Origin of the sequence: Agrobacterium sp. (genome assembly GCF_032092815.1) — a bacterium.
GTDB lineage: Bacteria > Pseudomonadota > Alphaproteobacteria > Rhizobiales > Rhizobiaceae > Agrobacterium.
The window spans coordinates 55,912-71,916 of record NZ_DAMDBP010000012.1; the positions used below are offsets into that span (position 1 = coordinate 55,912).

Here is a 16,005-nt window from a genome sequence, read left to right on the forward strand (position 1 = left end):
GTGTCCTGGTATTATGATGCAGCCCGTGTGCCGGTCAGTGGCGTGCTTTTCAGCACACTCATAGCGCCACCTGCTGGATTATTGGCAATCGCTGGCGCGACGAAATCGGTTTTTGCGCCAAATCGCGTGCCTGAAAATTACATCAAAAAAACCAATGCATTGCAGGCCTTGCGGCCGCTTGCTTTCCGCCACAATGCGTTGGAAGTGGCGTCGTTGAATGATTGGGCAAAGGTTGCCTCACGACGGTATCCAACCATCAAAGCCAAAACGATCATCATTACCGGGGATGCCGACGGGGTGGTTTCGCCGGAGATACATTCACGACAGTTGGCCAATGCCATCAAAGATGCGCAATTGCTTGTCGTTCATAACTTGGGTCACAAGCCGGACTATATTGCTGGTGATCTTGTCGTGGCAGCAATCGAAAAACTTGCCGGTAAACAACGTGATCTGGCAAAGGCCGTTGATGTCGTTGAAAAACGCATCGCAAATGACGGTCGCTAGGCTGCGTTGATATGTCGTTTTGCCGATGCCGGGAATGATCGCGCCTTCAGGTCGATCATCAGAGCAGATATGTTGCATTTTTAGTCCGCCGGATCAGCAAAATAGCCGATATTACTATATCTGCTTGCAATAGGCACGCCACCCGCTAACATGCCAGACAGATTTTGTGCAGGTGAGGCGGAAATGGACGTGGAAAGCAAAGCTGGTGTGGAGCACGGCAAGTCGCTGGCGTCAAAAATCAGTTCAGCATTGAGGCGTGATCTGATGGAAGGTGTTTTCCGTCCTGGTGACAGGTTACCCAGCGAAAGTGCGCTCAGCCGTGAATATTCTGTCAGCCGAACCGTTGTTCGTGAGGCGGTTGCCATTTTGCGGGCCGATGGGCTTGTTCATGCGCGCAAAGGCGCTGGCATCTATGCCCTCGAACTGCCACAGGAACAGGACAAGCCCTTCAAAGACCTGACAACCGAGCGGATTTCGTCGGTTATCGAACTTCTGGAGCTGCGTACGGTTTTTGAAGTTGAGTCGGCTGGTTTGGCGGCATCACGTCGTTCAGCGACTCAAATTGAAGCGATTCTCGATGCGCATCGAAAGATCGGAGAATGTCTCGCCACGGGTATGCCAACCCGTGATGCCGATTTCAATCTCCACTTTGCTATCGCGGAGGCAACGCAGAACCGCCGTTTTCCGGAGTTTTTGCAGCTTATTCGGTCCGGTATTATCCCGCGTGGCGAACTGCAAGGGGCAGCACCCGGTTCGCGCCCTAAGGACTACAACCTGCATCTCCAGGAAGAGCATGGCTTGATCGTCGATGCAATCATTGAAGGGGATGCGGACCTAGCGCGCGAGCGCATGCGTGCCCATCTGCGCGGCAGTCTTGAGCGTTACAAACTGCTACTTCGGTCGAAAACCAAGGATAGCGAAGAAATCACCCAGTCATAATATGGCTTATTGTCAGACAGGATGAGATATATGTATGATGACATGTTCAATGTCATCGAGGAGACATATATGGTTCTTGCAAAATTCCCCACTGTATCGCCAGATCCTGGCGTTGTTCGCCAGGTTCTTTCCGAGGCTCCAGAGCTGATGGTTGTGTCTTTCCGCTTCGAAACTGGTGCGGAAGGCAAGCTACACAAGCACCCCCATGTTCAATCTACCTATGTTTCCAAAGGGAAATTTCGATTCTTTCGGGGTGGAGAAGCCCATGAATTGCAGGCTGGAGACAGCCTTGTCATTCCTGGAAATGTCGAGCACGGCTGTGAATGCCTGGAAGAAGGCGAGCTGATTGACTGCTTTACGCCTCGTCGGGATGATTTCCTGTAAGCGATGTAACTTGACAGCTTTGCAAACCTGTGACAGGTTGCTCAAAATTTGTCAGACAGGACGGGAGCCTGTTAAGACACGCTTCCAGCGGCTGACAAACGGAGGAAACATGTCATCACGTCGCATACAATTTAATGGTTGGGCCGAGCAGATTGGAACCATCGCGGTTACCTTGCTCGGCTTGCTAATGCTCACATTTTTCATCGGTCGCATGATGCCAGCTGATCCCGTGCGGGCGATTGTGGGTGAAGATGCGACACGCGAGACCTATGAGCAGGTTTTTCGGTCGCTCGGTCTGGATCGTCCCGTGTGGGAGCAGTTTTTCCTTTATCTGCGCGATGTGCTGACAGGTAATTTTGGTACATCTATCCGCACCGGTCAGCCGGTCATTCAGGATATCCTGCATGTCATGCCGGCAACGATCGAGCTGGCAACCTTTGCCATCATCATCGGTGCAGGTCTTGGTGTGCCGCTTGGCGTGTTTGCGGCAGTGAACAAGGATCGCTGGCAGGACCATGCGGTGCGTGTCGTCAGCCTGTTCGGTCACTCAATGCCGATTTTCTGGACCGGCATGATCGCGCTGATCGTGTTCTACGCGCATCTCGGTCTTGTCGGTGGCAGTGGTCGTATGGACCAGTTCTATATTGGTCTGGTCGATGAGCGGACAGGTTTCCTGCTGATCGACAGTCTGCTTGCCGGCGACATGGATGTGTTCTGGTCGGCGGTCAACCACCTGATCCTGCCAGCCAGCCTGCTCGGTTATTCGTCATCGGCCTATATCACCCGTATGACCCGCAGCTTCATGCTGGATCAGTTGGGCCAGGAATATGTCACCACGGCGCGGGTGAAAGGCCTTTCCAGCCGACAGACCGTGTGGCTGCATGCCTTTGGCAACATCCGCGTTCAGCTCGTTACAATCGTTGCACTGGCTTACGGCTCATTGCTTGAAGGTGCGGTGCTGATTGAAACGGTTTTCGCATGGCCCGGTTTTGGCCAGTACCTCACCAGCAACCTGATTATCGGCGATATGAACGCGGTCATGACCTGTGTTCTGATCGTGGGCGTCATATTTATCGGACTTAATCTTCTGTCTGACGTTCTTTACCGCTTCTTTGATCCGAGGACACGCTGATGACCACGCAAACACAAAGCACAGTGCGTCTTCCCGCCTGGTTGAATGCCCTCAAAAACATCTTTGTTTTTCTGCTAAAAAGCCCGACCTCGACCTTTGGTCTGATCGTGCTGGGCCTGCTTATTCTGGCGGCGGTTTTTGCGCCGTTCATTGCAACGCATGACCCCTATGCGCAGGATCTGGTCAACACCCTGCAGGCACCCGGCAATGGGCATCTGTTCGGTACGGATGAGTTGGGACGTGACATTTTTAGCCGCCTGATCTGGGGGGCACGCATCACGCTCACCATCATCTTCCTGGTGTCGATCATCGTTGGTCCGATTGGGCTGATTGTCGGCACGGCGTCCGGTTATCTCGGCGGCAAGTTCGATACGGTGATGATGCGCATTACCGATATCTTCCTGTCCTTCCCAAGCCTCATCCTGTCGCTGGCCTTTGTTGCAGCGCTGGGTCCAAGCCTCAACAACGCAATCATCGCCATTGCCTTGACCTCCTGGCCGCCGATTGCCCGTCTGGCACGCGCTGAAGCCATGACCTTTCGCAATGCTGACTATATCGCAGCAGCACGTCTGCAGGGCGCGTCGCCCATGCGCATCATCGTCAAGTCGATCATGCCGATGTGTCTGCCATCTGTTCTCATTCGTCTGACACTCAATATGGCAACGGTGATCCTGACAGCTGCCGGTCTTGGCTTTCTTGGTCTCGGTGCGCAGCCACCATTGCCCGAATGGGGTGCGATGATTGCGACTGGACGGCGCTACATGCTGGATAGCTGGTGGCTGGTGACTTTCCCAGGCATTGCCATCCTGTCGGTCAGTCTTGCCTTCAACCTGTTGGGCGACGGTCTGCGCGATGCGCTCGACCCGAAGCAGATGAATCGGAGATAAGACGATGGAAAAGACCATTCTCGACGTTAAAAATCTCCGCATTCGTTATGGTGGCTCCGCCACGGAAGCCGTGCGCGGTGTGTCCTTTACCCTTGGACGCGAACGTCTCGGCATTGTCGGGGAAAGTGGCTCGGGTAAATCGACCGTTGGTCGTGCACTGCTGAGACTGCTGCCCGGTGCGACGATCACTGCTGACACCTTGCGTTTTGACGATGTTGACCTGCTGTCGCTTTCCGAGAAGGAAATGCTCAAGGTTCGCGGACGGCGCATGTCGATGATCCTGCAGGATCCAAAATTCTCGCTGAACCCGATCCGTCGGGTCGGTGATCAGGTAGCCGAGACCTATTTGCGACATTTCAAATGCGCGAAGTCGGAAGCCAAGGACAAGGCGCTGGCCATGCTGGAGGCGGTAAAAATCCGCGATCCGCAACGTGTTTACCAGCAGTATCCGCACGAGATTTCTGGTGGTATGGGCCAGCGTGTGATGATTGCCATGATGCTGCTGGCCGATCCTGATCTGGTGATTGCCGATGAGCCAACCTCGGCCCTTGATGTGACCGTGCGTTTGCAGGTGCTCAATATTCTCGACAGTCTTGTGCGCGATCGCGGCATCGGCCTGATCATGATCAGCCACGATCTTAATCTGGTGCGCAATTTCTGCGACCGCGTTCTCATCATGTATGCCGGCCGTGTGGTGGAAACACTTGATGCGCGTGATCTCGATAATGCGCAACATCCTTACACGCGTGGTCTGCTGGCGGCACAGCCGCGCATCGGTGGTTCACGCGCGCCGCTTGCGGTGCTGGATCGTCGTCCTGAATGGCTGGAGGAAACCGTCTGATGTCCGTTTCTGTTGAACCCCGCGATCTCTCCATTTCCTTCGGCACGGAACCCAACGCGGTCAAGGTTTTGCCGGGCGTGTCGTTTTCCGTTCAGCCCGGTGAATGTTTCGGCCTTGTTGGTGAATCCGGCTCGGGCAAATCCACCGTCCTGCGTTGCGTTTCCATGCTGACCGACTTCTGGAAGGGGGAGGTGCTGATTGGCGGCAAATCCGTTCGGGATATGCCCCTGATCGAGCGCTGCCGTACCCTGCAGATGGTGTTTCAGGATCCATATGGTTCCCTGCACCCACGCCAGTCGGTGCGCACCGTGTTGAATGAGCCGCTGGTCATCCACAAGTTGGGCGACAAGGAAGAACGGATGCGCAAGGCCATCACCGATGTGGGTCTGCCTGTGTCGTTTCTGGATCGGTTCCCGCACCAGCTGTCCGGTGGTCAGCGCCAGCGCGTTGCAATCGCCCGCGCGCTGATCCTGGAGCCGTCACTGCTGCTATTGGATGAGCCGACCTCGGCACTGGATGTGTCTGTTCAGGCGGAAATTCTCAACCTGTTGCAGCGTCTTCGCGAAGAGCGTGGCTTTACCTACATCATGGTCACCCATGATCTGGCCGTGGTTGACCATATGTGCGACCGCTTTGCCGTGATGCTCAGAGGCGAGATCACTGAAATCCTGCCACGTGAAGCCATCGCCGGAAATCAGGCAACCCACAGCTACGCACGTGAACTCATCGGTGCCTCGCTCGAATATGAAGGCGCATAGTGAAGTGCCTGGCGCTTTGCAAAACGCATAAAGAACGAGTTGATATCGTAAACACAGCATAATCTTCGCCGCAAAAACGGTTAGGATGAAAAGCGTTCTAGAGGATTTCTCATTCGGGCCGCGCCTCCATTGCGGCTCGTTTCCCCGGGGGTAGCCCCCAAATCTCCTCCCCACTTGCCCGGCATGTTTGCCGGGCATTTTTTCATTGAGTGCTTTAGATAGCTGCAAGAATACGGTTGCAGATCGGTTTGCTGGCGGCCTTTTGCATCGTCACTTTCTGCTCAACGGCTTCAATGATGGTGTCGCTGAAGTCCACTCCGGTCAAATCCTTGATGTTCGACAAGCCCCCCGGCGAAAAGACATTCACTTCCAATATCTTGTCTCCAACAATGTCGAGGCCCACAAGGAACATGCCGTCTTCAACCAGTTTGGGGCGCACGCTTTCGGCAAGCGCCAATACTTCATCGTTGATCTTGACGGCTTCGGCGGTACCCTTGGCATGAATATTCGAACGTAGATCACCCTTTGCTGGCACCCGTCTGAGAGCAGCATGCGCGCCGTTGTGCACCAGCGGTTTGCCGTTCATCATGAAAAACCGGATATCACCTTCGGTTGCCGCTGGCAGATAGGCCTGTGCAATCAGATAACCTTCGACGCTAACCGCTTCGAAGATCTGGTTGAGATTGGCTTCCTTGTTGGAGCTGATCTTGAAGACATTCTTGCCGCCTGATCCCTGTAAGGGTTTTACGATCACGCCTTTGGGGTGTTGCTCTACAAAGGCTCGGAGTTCATCAGTATTGCGGGTAATGAGCGTGGTGGGACGCACGATTTCCGGAAAGCCCTGGAAATAGAGCTTGTTTTGAGCTTTCGCCAAACCTTCCGGATCATTGAGCACCACAACACCGCGTTCTGTCGCCAACCGTCCGAACAGGACGCCGGCATGGACGGCCCACGGGCGGGATGTCAGGTCGAGCGAAGGGTCATTGCGCAACATCAAAGCGTCGATTTCGCTCACATCGAAGGTCTTTACCTCGCGTGTCTTGTCCTGCAGGGCGGCATGGAAGGTTTCTGTTTTTTTGTATTTGGCCTGTGGCAGCACTGTTGCATGTACGACCAGACTGTCATCATCACGCAGGCTGAAATCGCCGGGGCAGATATAGACGACCTCATGGCCGCGATTGAGTGCGGCCATGGCCAAAAGTGCGGTTGCAAATTGCGGACCTTCGGACTCGATTGAATTTACGAAAAAGGCAATACGCATATGTCCCTCCTAAAGATTTGCCATGTCGGAAATCGGCAGTCCATTGCGAATGTCGTCCAGCCGCTTTTGGGCGCTGTCGTCTGCAAGAAAAGCCGGAAAAATGTCTGGTGAACGCAGCAGACCACGCTGGGCAAGTTCCTGCATGACAGGAAAATGAGCCGCAGCGATTTTGCCCATCCAGAACGGATCTAAAGAGCCGCCGTTGCGCAAATGGGCAACAATCTGGGCAAGGCCGCGCAAATAGATGGCATCTTTGCTGAGCCCACCGCCGCGATACACCCGCAGTGTGAGGTTGAATGCACTTGCAGCACTCAAACCATGATTTTTGGTCATCAGATGAAATGTTTCGCTAAATGAGGCGCCATCAAGCATTGCAGCGCAGGCCAAAACGCGGGCTGCAATCAGCCGTAAGCGTTCCCGGGTCATGCCGCCCGCGAGATACTCCGCCAGCACGGCCAGTCCTTCCTGAACACCCTCATAGCCTGACAGACCGGTGCGAAACAGCCGCAAGCCCTGCGCAGACCCATTGAAATAGGTGAGAAGGTGGACACCGATCTCATGAGACAACAGCGCATGAATACGGCGTCGTTCCATTACGGTGCTGCGTGAGACCAGCAGTTTGCTTCCGGTTACCATCATGCCGGGCGGCAGATCGTCGCGGATATCAACCCGTGAGGAAAAGTCGGGGGAGACGTCCTGATAGGCCTCTATCATCGTGCGGGCGTTTTTAGCCACCTCGTAGCAGTCTGCCATCGCCACTTCGTCCGTGCCGTCTGCGGGCGTACAGTTGGCGAGTACATCTTCCGCAAGCGCGTAGAGACTGTCTTCTACCGGACCGTAGAGCGCCCGGCTGAAATCCGTAAAACGATGTGTGTTCAGTGCCTGTAGCATCGTCAGTTGCAGGTCGGTTTCCTGCTGCTTTTCACGGTAAAGCCTGTACAGAACCGGGTCTTCCAGATGTTCAAAGGCGATGGAATAAAGCTTGCGCTTTTGCGCCTCCACATCGACCGCGAGCGGGCGATATAGAAAATGAGGTTCTTTCGCATAGCCGCTTTTTTCGAAGTCCTTGAAGGCCTGTCCTGCGTTGATCGGCGTAACCGCCAACAGGAAATCGAATGTCGACGCGATGTCATCGATGGCACGGTCTGCACGGCGAACAGCGTCGACAAATGCTTTTCGGCCAAGGGCGCGGTGTGTTGCGGTTTCTAGCGCACCGGTGCGGCTGGCATAAACTGCCAATGCCTGCAATCCGGCGTCGGACATATTGGCAATCAGCCTCTCGCGCAGATCCGGATACACTGCACCGGATTCTGGTTGATGATAAATCGGCGCGTAGCGAACATTCATACAGGGGAAATGGATGCCTGCCTTGTGCAGTTTGATCTGGGGATCGTCTTCCGGTCGCGGCGCGGTGATGCGAGGGGTGCGAAACAGCACCTCCGCATCGCAGACGCCCTTGATAAACGCTTCCATTGTGTCATGCATTTCCGGTTGATCGCTGGCCGAAACGCAGACGTCGAAATGCGGCAGATAAGGTGAGTCATCTGCAAGAAGGATGTCATGTTCCATCTCGCCGACATCCAGAATCATGAAAGCGCCAAATGTCTTTTGCATGACGTCGCCGACAGCATTGATGAGCGGGGCTACCTCTACAAGCGTGTTGGCGATCAGGTACGAGGCATTGGCCGAAACGATATCACGCGCAGCGAGATCCTGGGTGCCGCCGGCAATATGGACACACAAAAATGGTAATGGGCGGTCGATGTGCAACCGTCCTGTCTTGCCAATGTCGCGGCGTAAGGGTTTTCCTGCTTTCAGACAGCTCCTTATATCTTCGAGTAGATCATGCTGATCCATTGCGCTGGTCAGAGAAACAACACTCATCGTGCGTCCCGCAACAATGTTTCAAGCATCTTGTTGGCCGCAGAGACCAGTTCGCGCAGTTCGCTGATTATCTCGCGGTCGGGTTCACCGGTCCACTCGTCCATGAATATTTTCTTGAATTCGACGGCTACTGCGCAGCCGGTCAGCGGAAAACGCTCGTGGATGAAGCGGGTTTGTTCACCCTTGCCCTGAAAGGCAACATTTTCACGCACATCAAGCAGTCGCCCCTTTATCCTGCGAGAAGCAAAAAGTTGTCCGAGAGCCGTAATAATGTTACTCCAGCGCTGCGTATCCATCGACCATGTGCCAATATTAATGTCGGGCGCTTCAGCTTGCGGGGTCGGGGATGAATCTGCCCCGCCACGGCGATGGTTGTAACTGTGAATATCCAGAACAACGAACTGCCCGTGACGCTTGCCCATTCGGGTGAGAACGGCCTCGAGCATCGCGTAATAATCGTCGTGGAATGAGAGGGACTCGTCCACCTCGTCGGTGGACAGTGGCCTTTTCCAGACCTCAAGGCCCCAGGATTGTTCGGGCCTGCTGTAGACGGCATCCGGTTTCGCGCGATTTAGATCGGTCTCAAACCGCGAGCGATGGACAATGATCCGGTTAGGTACGTCGCGGATCATGTCGCCAGTGAATGGATCTTCCTCACGCAACCTTTGGTTTGGGGAAAGCGCCATAAGATCAAGCATGTCTGGACGAACAGAATGGCCGTCATGGATGGCGGTCGCAAGGACGGGGCTGTCTGCAAAATCAAGCGTCCAGAGTTTGCCCGTTGTCGCGTCGTTGAAGCCCGTGTTTTTGTTCATTCCGTCCCCAATCCTTGGCTATGCTTAGGACTGGGAAATGATCTGCCGTGCCTGTTTGTTCCGTTAGGTAAGCTGTTTCACCATGACGGAACCACCCTTTGTCGCACTTTCAAGGGCTGCAATGCCACATAGAACCGACATTGCACCTGCACGCGAGCCTGCGCGCTGGCGCAAACGGTCATTGGAACCTGGTTTGAAGATCATGTCGCGCATGCGGTTGTCACCGCCATAATGTCCACCCGCTTCGTGTGGCACCCAAATGCGCTCTACACCGCCGCCAAAACTTTTGACCAGCAGAATTTCATCGGCTGGTGGTTCGCTCCACGGTTGTTTTTCATACTGGCGCATTTCAATGCGGCCTTTGTGGCCGTTGAAAGCAATATGATGCCCTTCGATCGGCATGTAGGTGTTTAAGGAGTAAGATACCTGAACACCGCTGGCGTATTTTATGGAAGCGGTCATTGTATCGGGAATGTCGATATTCTCTCGGTAGACGCAGGCATCACGGAAATATCCGTCGATCTGTGATGGGTCTTCGTACAGTGTGTCCAAAAACGGGTCCGCACCAAGATCGAGGTAATAATCGCACTCGGTTTTGTGCGTGCAGGTGCGACATCGTTCTCCGCGGAACGGGCCGTTTTTGCCATAATGCAGTAACTGGCCGAACCCTTTGACTTCGACCGGGTCCGAGTCGAGATACCAGTTCAGGAGATCAAAATGATGGGTTGCCTTGTGAACGAACAGGCTACCGGACCTTTCGGTAAAAGCATGCCACCGTCGGAAATAATCAGCACCGTGTTGATTGTCGAGATACCAGTGGAAGTCGACTGACGTAACGGTGCCTATCGCACCGTCATCGATCAGTTCCTTGATCCGTGCGGCTGTGGGCGAAAAGCGATAATTGAAGGATACATCAACACGACGGCCGGTACGGCGTTCAGTATCACGGATACGATCAATTTTTTCCGGGGTGGTCGTCATCGGCTTTTCGCTGATGACATCAGCACCCGCCTCCAATGCGCGTATGATGATGTCATCGTGTGTGTCATCGGGTGTGCACACAATGACGAGGTCAGGCTTCAACTCGGCCATCATGCTGTCGAAATTGCCATAGAGCGGTGCGTTTGAGCCGATAATGTCGCGCGCGCGTTCGGCTCGCATCAGATTGAGATCACAAATGCCGACGAGATCGACATAATCGCTCCATCCGGCCAAGAGATCATGGCCCCACATGGTCGTGCCTCTATTGCCTGTGCCGACAAGGACGTAACGTTTACGCTTGAATGCCTGTGCCATTCCTCGTTCCTTTCAATGCAATTCAGCAGACAGTTTGGTAACGTTCAACAATGGTTGCCAGGACCTCATCCACCGGTATGGCAAGCCAGCGATTTGAAAATATCTCCACTTCCTGGGGACCATGAAAACCGGCAGCCTCGATCATGCGCCGGAAGCCTTTCAGGTCGATGACACCATCGCCCATCATGCCGCGGTCATTAAGCGGGTCGGTGGTTGGCACCAACCAATCGCAGATATGATGCGCCAGAATTTGACCATTGCGACCGGCACGTGCCACCTGCTCCTGCAGCTCGGGATCCCACCACACGTGGTAGACATCAATGGCCACGCCAGTGCCGTCTCCAAGCCGGTCGCACAGATCGAGAGATTGTTTCAGTGTGTTGAAACAGGCGCGGTCTGCTGCATAGAATGGGTGAAGCGGTTCGATTGCCAAAGGCACCCCAGCCGAACGGGCATAAGGCAAAAGTGCTGCCATGCCATCCTCAACCATTTGTCTTGCGCCTTGAATGTCGCGAGAGCCCTGTGGCAACCCGCCAACCACCATGACCAGGCAATCCGCTTTCATGGCGGCGGCTTCATCAACCGCGCGGCGGTTGTCGTCCAATGCCTTGCGTCTTCCCTCTTCATCCGGGGCAGGAAAGAAACCGCCGCGGCAATGACCGCTGAGCCTTATGCCATTTTGCTCGACAATGGTTGTTGCTTCTTTCAGGCCAACGCCGTGAACCTGATCGCGCCAGGGAGATATGCATGTGATGCCGTGGGCAAGGCAGGCATCAACCAATGCGCCGAATGAACCACCCTGTTTGATGGTTGCGAAATTGATCGAAAGACCTTCAAGGCTCATGAGGTTGTCTCCTGATCTGACGATGATGTGTGCAGGGCATGGAAGGTAGCCTGTGCGGCCGTAGTCTCTACTCCGAGCCCCGGTGCACCAAGCACCGAATGCAGGGCAAGTTGACCGTCGGCGACCGTCAGCTTCAAGCGACCGTCTCCACCATCATGGTAGAGATCGGAGTGTGCCTGCAGCCAAGCGCGGTTTTCGCTGGCATCTGCACCTGCCATGCCATTGACGTAATGATGGCCGTTTCTTTCGATGTGGCCGAGGCCAAGCAAGGCAGCAAGCGCCAGATCCTGTTGAACGGCGATGCCGGCCTGCGAGGTCAGGTCTTCAGCAGACATGAAGTAGCCGTTGTCCGCGGTGCTATTCCAATCGGCAATGCGCATGGCATTGAGCAACGACCGGTAAAACCCCTTGCAGGACTTGGAGGAAATGCCGCGATATCCCTGTTCTTTTGCCAGCAGAAAGGCGTCCGGCGTGCCATCTGATTCATCGATTTCGACCGGCACCTTGTCTGCCAGTCGTGATACGGATTGATCAAAGGCGTTCTGGCGGGCAATTGGCTGTTCGACGAACAACAATGATTGTCTAAGTCGCGCCAGAGACGGCTCGGCCTCTATGCGCGCCATGAGGTCTAGAACGCTGTCCTCGTCAGCAAATTGTTCGTTGCCATCCAGCGTCGCGCGGTAATCGGGTATGGTGTCAAGAACGGCTGCGATCGCTTTCAGGCGTTCGGCATCCTCTTGTGGCCGGCCGGAAACCTTCAGTTTGAAATAGCGTATGCCATATGTCTCGATTTCCTCCTGTAAACACTCAGGTAGACCGTCATTCAGACGTGCGCTCTTGATGTCATCTGGCCGCAATGCATCCAGATAACCGACGGTGTGGCGGAGGTAGAGACTTTTTTGTGGTTTGAGGGTTTCCAGAAAACGACTGATATCAAATGCCGCAAGATCAGCTGTGGTGGAGGCATCAATGCCGGGTAGGTTCACGCAAATTGCTTCAGCCACCGGCATATCATGCAGGCGGCAGAGGGCATCGAGAATGGCGCGGTCCACAAGGGCCAGACCAAAAGATGCAATCAGGCCGTTCAAGCCGTGTTTTGATGCTTCAACGTGGTGCTGCTGCTCTATGGCCGCATGCAGCTGAAATGCGGTGGCCGGTGAAACCGTCTTGGCAAGGGCGACAGCCATATGCAGGGATCGCCGAAGCTGGTCTTCATTGTCTGCATTGCCAAGGCTGGGGTTCTTGTCAAACCATTTGGGCACCATCAGTTCGGCAGCATGACCTTGTGCAATATGCCCCTGGCTGTCTTCAATCGTCAGGGCAATGAAGGCTTGTTTTGCATCAGTTACAGTCGCCGCACCGAAGCGAAAGGGCATGCGCATGCCAAGTTGCCGTTCAAAAATGACGGCGTCTTTTATTTTCAAGACAGGTGTATCAGACATCTCAATGGACACCTCGCACAGCAAGAAATGCCTTCATGCGGTGGCTTGCCTCATCCGGGTCGGCAAGCACATTGGCCTTGTCTGCCAGTCGGAAGAGTTCTGCAAAATGTTGCGTCGAACGTGTGCTTTCTTGTCCGCCAATCATGGTGAAATGGTTTTGTAGGCCGTTGAGATAGGCAAGGAAAACAACACCTGTTTTATAAAAACGGGTAGGGGCCTTGAAGATGTGGCGCGACAGGGCGACGGTTGGTTCGAGAATGTCGAAGAACTCATTGTTGGCGCCACGTTTCAGGCTGGCCAGTGCCTTCGATGCGGCAGGGGCGATGGCATCGAAGATACCTAGCAATGCGTCGGAATGCCCTTGTTCGTCACCGGCAATCAGTTCTGCGTAGTTGAAATCATCACCGGTATACATGCGAACGCCAGTTGGTAGTCGGCGACGCATTACGATCTCTTTTTCCTTGGATAGAAGAGAAATCTTGATGCCGTCGATCTTGTCGGCGTTGGCGCTGATCATGGCAAGGCAGGTGTCCATTGCTGCCATATGATCGCCCGAACCCCAATATCCTTCGAGTGCCGGGTCAAACATTTCACCCAACCAGTGGATGATGACCTTCTCATTGGCGTGAGCAAGAACGCGCGCGTAGGTTTCCAGATAATCATCCGGTGATTTCGCCGCAGCCGCCAATGCGCGGCTTGCCATCAGGATCACCTGCCCACCTTCGCCTTGCACGAAATCCAACTGTTCGAGGTAGGCGTCGACAATCTCGTCGAGGCTGTAATCGGTGCCGATCAGATGATCCGTCCCGACGCCGCAGGCGATCAATGCATCCTTACGGCTTGCTGCTTCCTTCAATGAGCGGGAAATCAGTTCCTGCGCCTGTGACCAGGCGAGCCCCATGCCACGTTGCGCGGTATCCATAGCTTCTGCCACGCCAAGTCCAAGGTCCCAAAGCCGGTGGCGAAAGTGCAAGGTCCGCTCCCAGTCGATGGCCGGTGTCAGCCAGGGGTCATTATCAGCAAACGGATCCGCCACAATGTGGGCGGCGGCGAAAGCCACGCGGTTGAAATCGCCAGCACTGCGTTTTTCGAGCGCGATCGGTGTGCCGCTTAGCGTGTAAAGTTCAATCGAGCGATCATCTCTGGGCAGCTTGAGTTCGGTCATGTCTGCCTCCCTCAGGAAATGGCAGGAACATCGAGCCAACGGCGTTCCTTCCAGGATTGCAGACCAAGTTCCGCCAGCTGTACGCCCTTGACACCTTCGATAAGGCCGTAGGGCCATGGATCATTGTCAACGAGATGGCGGATAAACATCTCCCACTGCGCCTTGAAACCGTTGTCGTACACGATGTTGTCGGGCACCTCCTGCCATGTCTTGTAGAAGTCGATTGTCTGCGGCTGATCTGGGTTCCAGACTGGTTTGGGTGTGTTGGTGCGATGTTGTGTCCAGCATTTGGTCAGGCCGGCCACGGCAGAGCCATGGGTGCCATCCACCTGAAAGGTCACGAGGTCGTCGCGACGAACGCGAACCGCCCAAGACGAATTGATGTGCGCGATAATACCGCCTTCGAGTTCAAACGTGGCGTAAGCCGCATCATCTGCATCAGCAACGTAAGGGCGACCCTGTTCATCAAAACGCTGTGGAATATGGGTAGCGCCGAGGCAGCTTACTGCCTTGACCTCACCAAACAGGTTATCCAGCACATAACGCCAGTGGCATAGCATATCGAGAATGATGCCGCCGCCATCTGCCAGTCGGTAGTTCCATGAAGGGCGTTGGGCCGGCTGCCAGTCACCTTCAAACACCCAATAACCGAACTCGCCGCGGACCGAGAGAATTTTGCCGAAAAAGCCGCTGTCACGCAGCATGGCCAGTTTGCGCAGGCCCGGCAGGAACAGCTTGTCCTGTACAACGCCATGTTTGATGCCTGAGCTTTCAGCGAGGCGCGCAACTGCAATGGCTTCTTCCATGTTGTCAGAAATCGGCTTTTCGCAATAGACATTCTTGCCAGCCTTGATGGCTTTCGTCAGCAGGCTGCCACGCATCTGTGTGGTGCCGGCATCGAAAAACAGCGTATCGTCAGGGTTGGCGAGCGCAGAATCAATATCGGTCGTCCAGCGGGCAATGCCATGTTTTTTGGCGATCGCTTCGATCTTTTCGCCGTTTCGCCCAACAAGGATCGGGTCGAGCATGACCTTTTCACCACTTTTGAGCGTAACGCCACCCTGATCACGAATGGCAAGAACAGAGCGCACGAGATGCTGGTTGTAACCCATGCGGCCGGTGATGCCATGCATGATGACGCCGATACGTTTCATGTTATTTCCTCCCATAGCCACCTTCTCCCAAAAGGTGGCATGTCCTCATACAATGGCAATTTGTAACCATTTGGTTATTTGTGAAATTGAAAGGCCTGTTCTGTCAAGATGTTTTTGAAAAATGCAGATGGGCTTTTGCTGTGCAGTTGATTGCGGCCGCAATGCTGCAATGCGGGTGCGCATCTGCGTCTCGGCAATGCACAATCGGTTGCTATTGGCAAATTTGGTCGGTTGGCCCGGTTATGGCTTTATGCTGGCAAAAACCGTATCGACAATGTGCTGGCCCCAACGGTCCAGTTCGGTTGGTGCGGCCAGATCGCGCTGGAAAATTGTCGATAACGTAAAGCGATTGGACAGGTAGAAGAAGCCGAGTGAGGCGATGGTCAGGTAGACATCGACCGGGTCAACATCTGCACGGAATTCGCCGCTTTCAGCACCGCGTTTCAACACGCTGGCGAGCTCGGAAATGAAGTTGGAGTGCATTTCAGTGATGCGCGTGGATTGCCTGAGATAGCGGGCCTGGTTGAGGTTTTCGGTGGCGAGAATGCTTAGGAATTCAGGGTGATCCAGGAAATAGTGCCAGGTGAAAAGCGCAAGTTCCTTTAAACCCGCAGACGGCGCCTTGTGGGTCAGATCCAGACGGTGTTCTGCGTGGCGAATGTGATGATAGGCATCTTCCAGTACGGCAAGGTAAAGCGC

At 54.6% G+C, this 16,005-nt stretch carries 15 protein-coding genes and 1 pseudogene; 7 read left to right on the top strand and 9 right to left on the bottom strand.

Going from position 1 to position 16,005, the window contains the following annotated elements; translation table 11 throughout:
• The 7 genes from RT613_RS09460 to RT613_RS09490 form a co-directional block, all read left to right on the top strand.
• Positions 1 to 504, top strand: a 504-nt coding sequence (locus RT613_RS09460) for an alpha/beta fold hydrolase (RefSeq protein ID WP_409558795.1), incomplete at its 5' end; no start/stop codon positions are given.
• Between the two features lie 183 nt (positions 505 to 687).
• On the top strand, positions 688 to 1,443 hold the full coding sequence (locus tag RT613_RS09465) for a FadR/GntR family transcriptional regulator (protein WP_313614833.1): 756 nt from the start codon (positions 688 to 690) through the stop codon (positions 1,441 to 1,443).
• Between the two features lie 30 nt (positions 1,444 to 1,473).
• The gene (locus tag RT613_RS09470; RefSeq protein ID WP_409558796.1) at positions 1,474 to 1,827 is read left to right on the top strand and encodes a cupin domain-containing protein; all 354 of its coding nucleotides are present in this window, start codon (positions 1,474 to 1,476) and stop codon (positions 1,825 to 1,827) included.
• Between the two features lie 109 nt (positions 1,828 to 1,936).
• Entirely contained in the window at positions 1,937 to 2,959 is a 1,023-nt protein-coding gene (locus RT613_RS09475; protein ID WP_313614834.1) for an ABC transporter permease, read from the top strand.
• A complete protein-coding gene (locus tag RT613_RS09480) occupies positions 2,959 to 3,846 on the top strand; it encodes an ABC transporter permease (protein ID WP_313614836.1) in 888 nt (295 codons plus the stop codon). The genes RT613_RS09475 and RT613_RS09480 overlap by 1 nt, the downstream gene beginning before the upstream one ends.
• 4 nt (positions 3,847 to 3,850) lie before the next feature.
• A complete protein-coding gene (locus RT613_RS09485; protein WP_313614838.1) occupies positions 3,851 to 4,687 on the top strand; it encodes an ABC transporter ATP-binding protein in 837 nt (278 codons plus the stop codon).
• Entirely contained in the window at positions 4,687 to 5,445 is a 759-nt protein-coding gene (locus RT613_RS09490) for an ABC transporter ATP-binding protein (protein WP_313614840.1), read from the top strand. Before RT613_RS09485 ends, RT613_RS09490 begins: the two co-directional genes overlap by 1 nt.
• 214 nt (positions 5,446 to 5,659) lie before the next feature.
• On the opposite strand, the gene RT613_RS09495 is transcribed toward RT613_RS09490, so the two are convergent.
• From RT613_RS09495 to RT613_RS09535, 9 genes and pseudogenes are all read right to left on the bottom strand, one after another.
• The gene (locus RT613_RS09495; RefSeq protein WP_313614842.1) at positions 5,660 to 6,706 is read right to left on the bottom strand and encodes a glutathione synthetase; all 1,047 of its coding nucleotides are present in this window, start codon (positions 6,704 to 6,706) and stop codon (positions 5,660 to 5,662) included.
• A 9-nt stretch (positions 6,707 to 6,715) separates the two neighbouring features.
• Positions 6,716 to 8,590, bottom strand: coding sequence for a flavohemoglobin expression-modulating QEGLA motif protein (locus tag RT613_RS09500; RefSeq protein WP_313614843.1), 1,875 nt, complete (start codon positions 8,588 to 8,590; stop codon positions 6,716 to 6,718).
• The gene (locus tag RT613_RS09505; protein WP_313614844.1) at positions 8,587 to 9,405 is read right to left on the bottom strand and encodes an N-formylglutamate amidohydrolase; all 819 of its coding nucleotides are present in this window, start codon (positions 9,403 to 9,405) and stop codon (positions 8,587 to 8,589) included. The genes RT613_RS09500 and RT613_RS09505 overlap by 4 nt, the downstream gene beginning before the upstream one ends.
• Positions 9,406 to 9,468: 63 nt before the next feature.
• The gene (locus tag RT613_RS09510; protein WP_313614846.1) at positions 9,469 to 10,701 is read right to left on the bottom strand and encodes a Gfo/Idh/MocA family oxidoreductase; all 1,233 of its coding nucleotides are present in this window, start codon (positions 10,699 to 10,701) and stop codon (positions 9,469 to 9,471) included.
• Between the two features lie 22 nt (positions 10,702 to 10,723).
• A complete protein-coding gene (locus RT613_RS09515) occupies positions 10,724 to 11,545 on the bottom strand; it encodes a sugar phosphate isomerase/epimerase family protein (RefSeq protein WP_313614848.1) in 822 nt (273 codons plus the stop codon).
• Entirely contained in the window at positions 11,542 to 12,987 is a 1,446-nt protein-coding gene (locus RT613_RS09520; RefSeq protein WP_313614849.1) for an enolase C-terminal domain-like protein, read from the bottom strand. Before RT613_RS09520 ends, RT613_RS09515 begins: the two co-directional genes overlap by 4 nt.
• A gap of 1 nt (position 12,988) precedes the next feature.
• Positions 12,989 to 14,152, bottom strand: a complete 1,164-nt coding sequence (locus RT613_RS09525; protein ID WP_313614850.1) for a dihydrodipicolinate synthase family protein — start codon at positions 14,150 to 14,152, stop codon at positions 12,989 to 12,991.
• 11 nt (positions 14,153 to 14,163) lie between these two features.
• Positions 14,164 to 15,306, bottom strand: a complete 1,143-nt coding sequence (locus RT613_RS09530; protein ID WP_313614851.1) for a Gfo/Idh/MocA family oxidoreductase — start codon at positions 15,304 to 15,306, stop codon at positions 14,164 to 14,166.
• A 240-nt stretch (positions 15,307 to 15,546) separates the two neighbouring features.
• A pseudogene (locus tag RT613_RS09535) lies at positions 15,547 to 16,005 on the bottom strand (TetR/AcrR family transcriptional regulator); the annotation flags it as partial.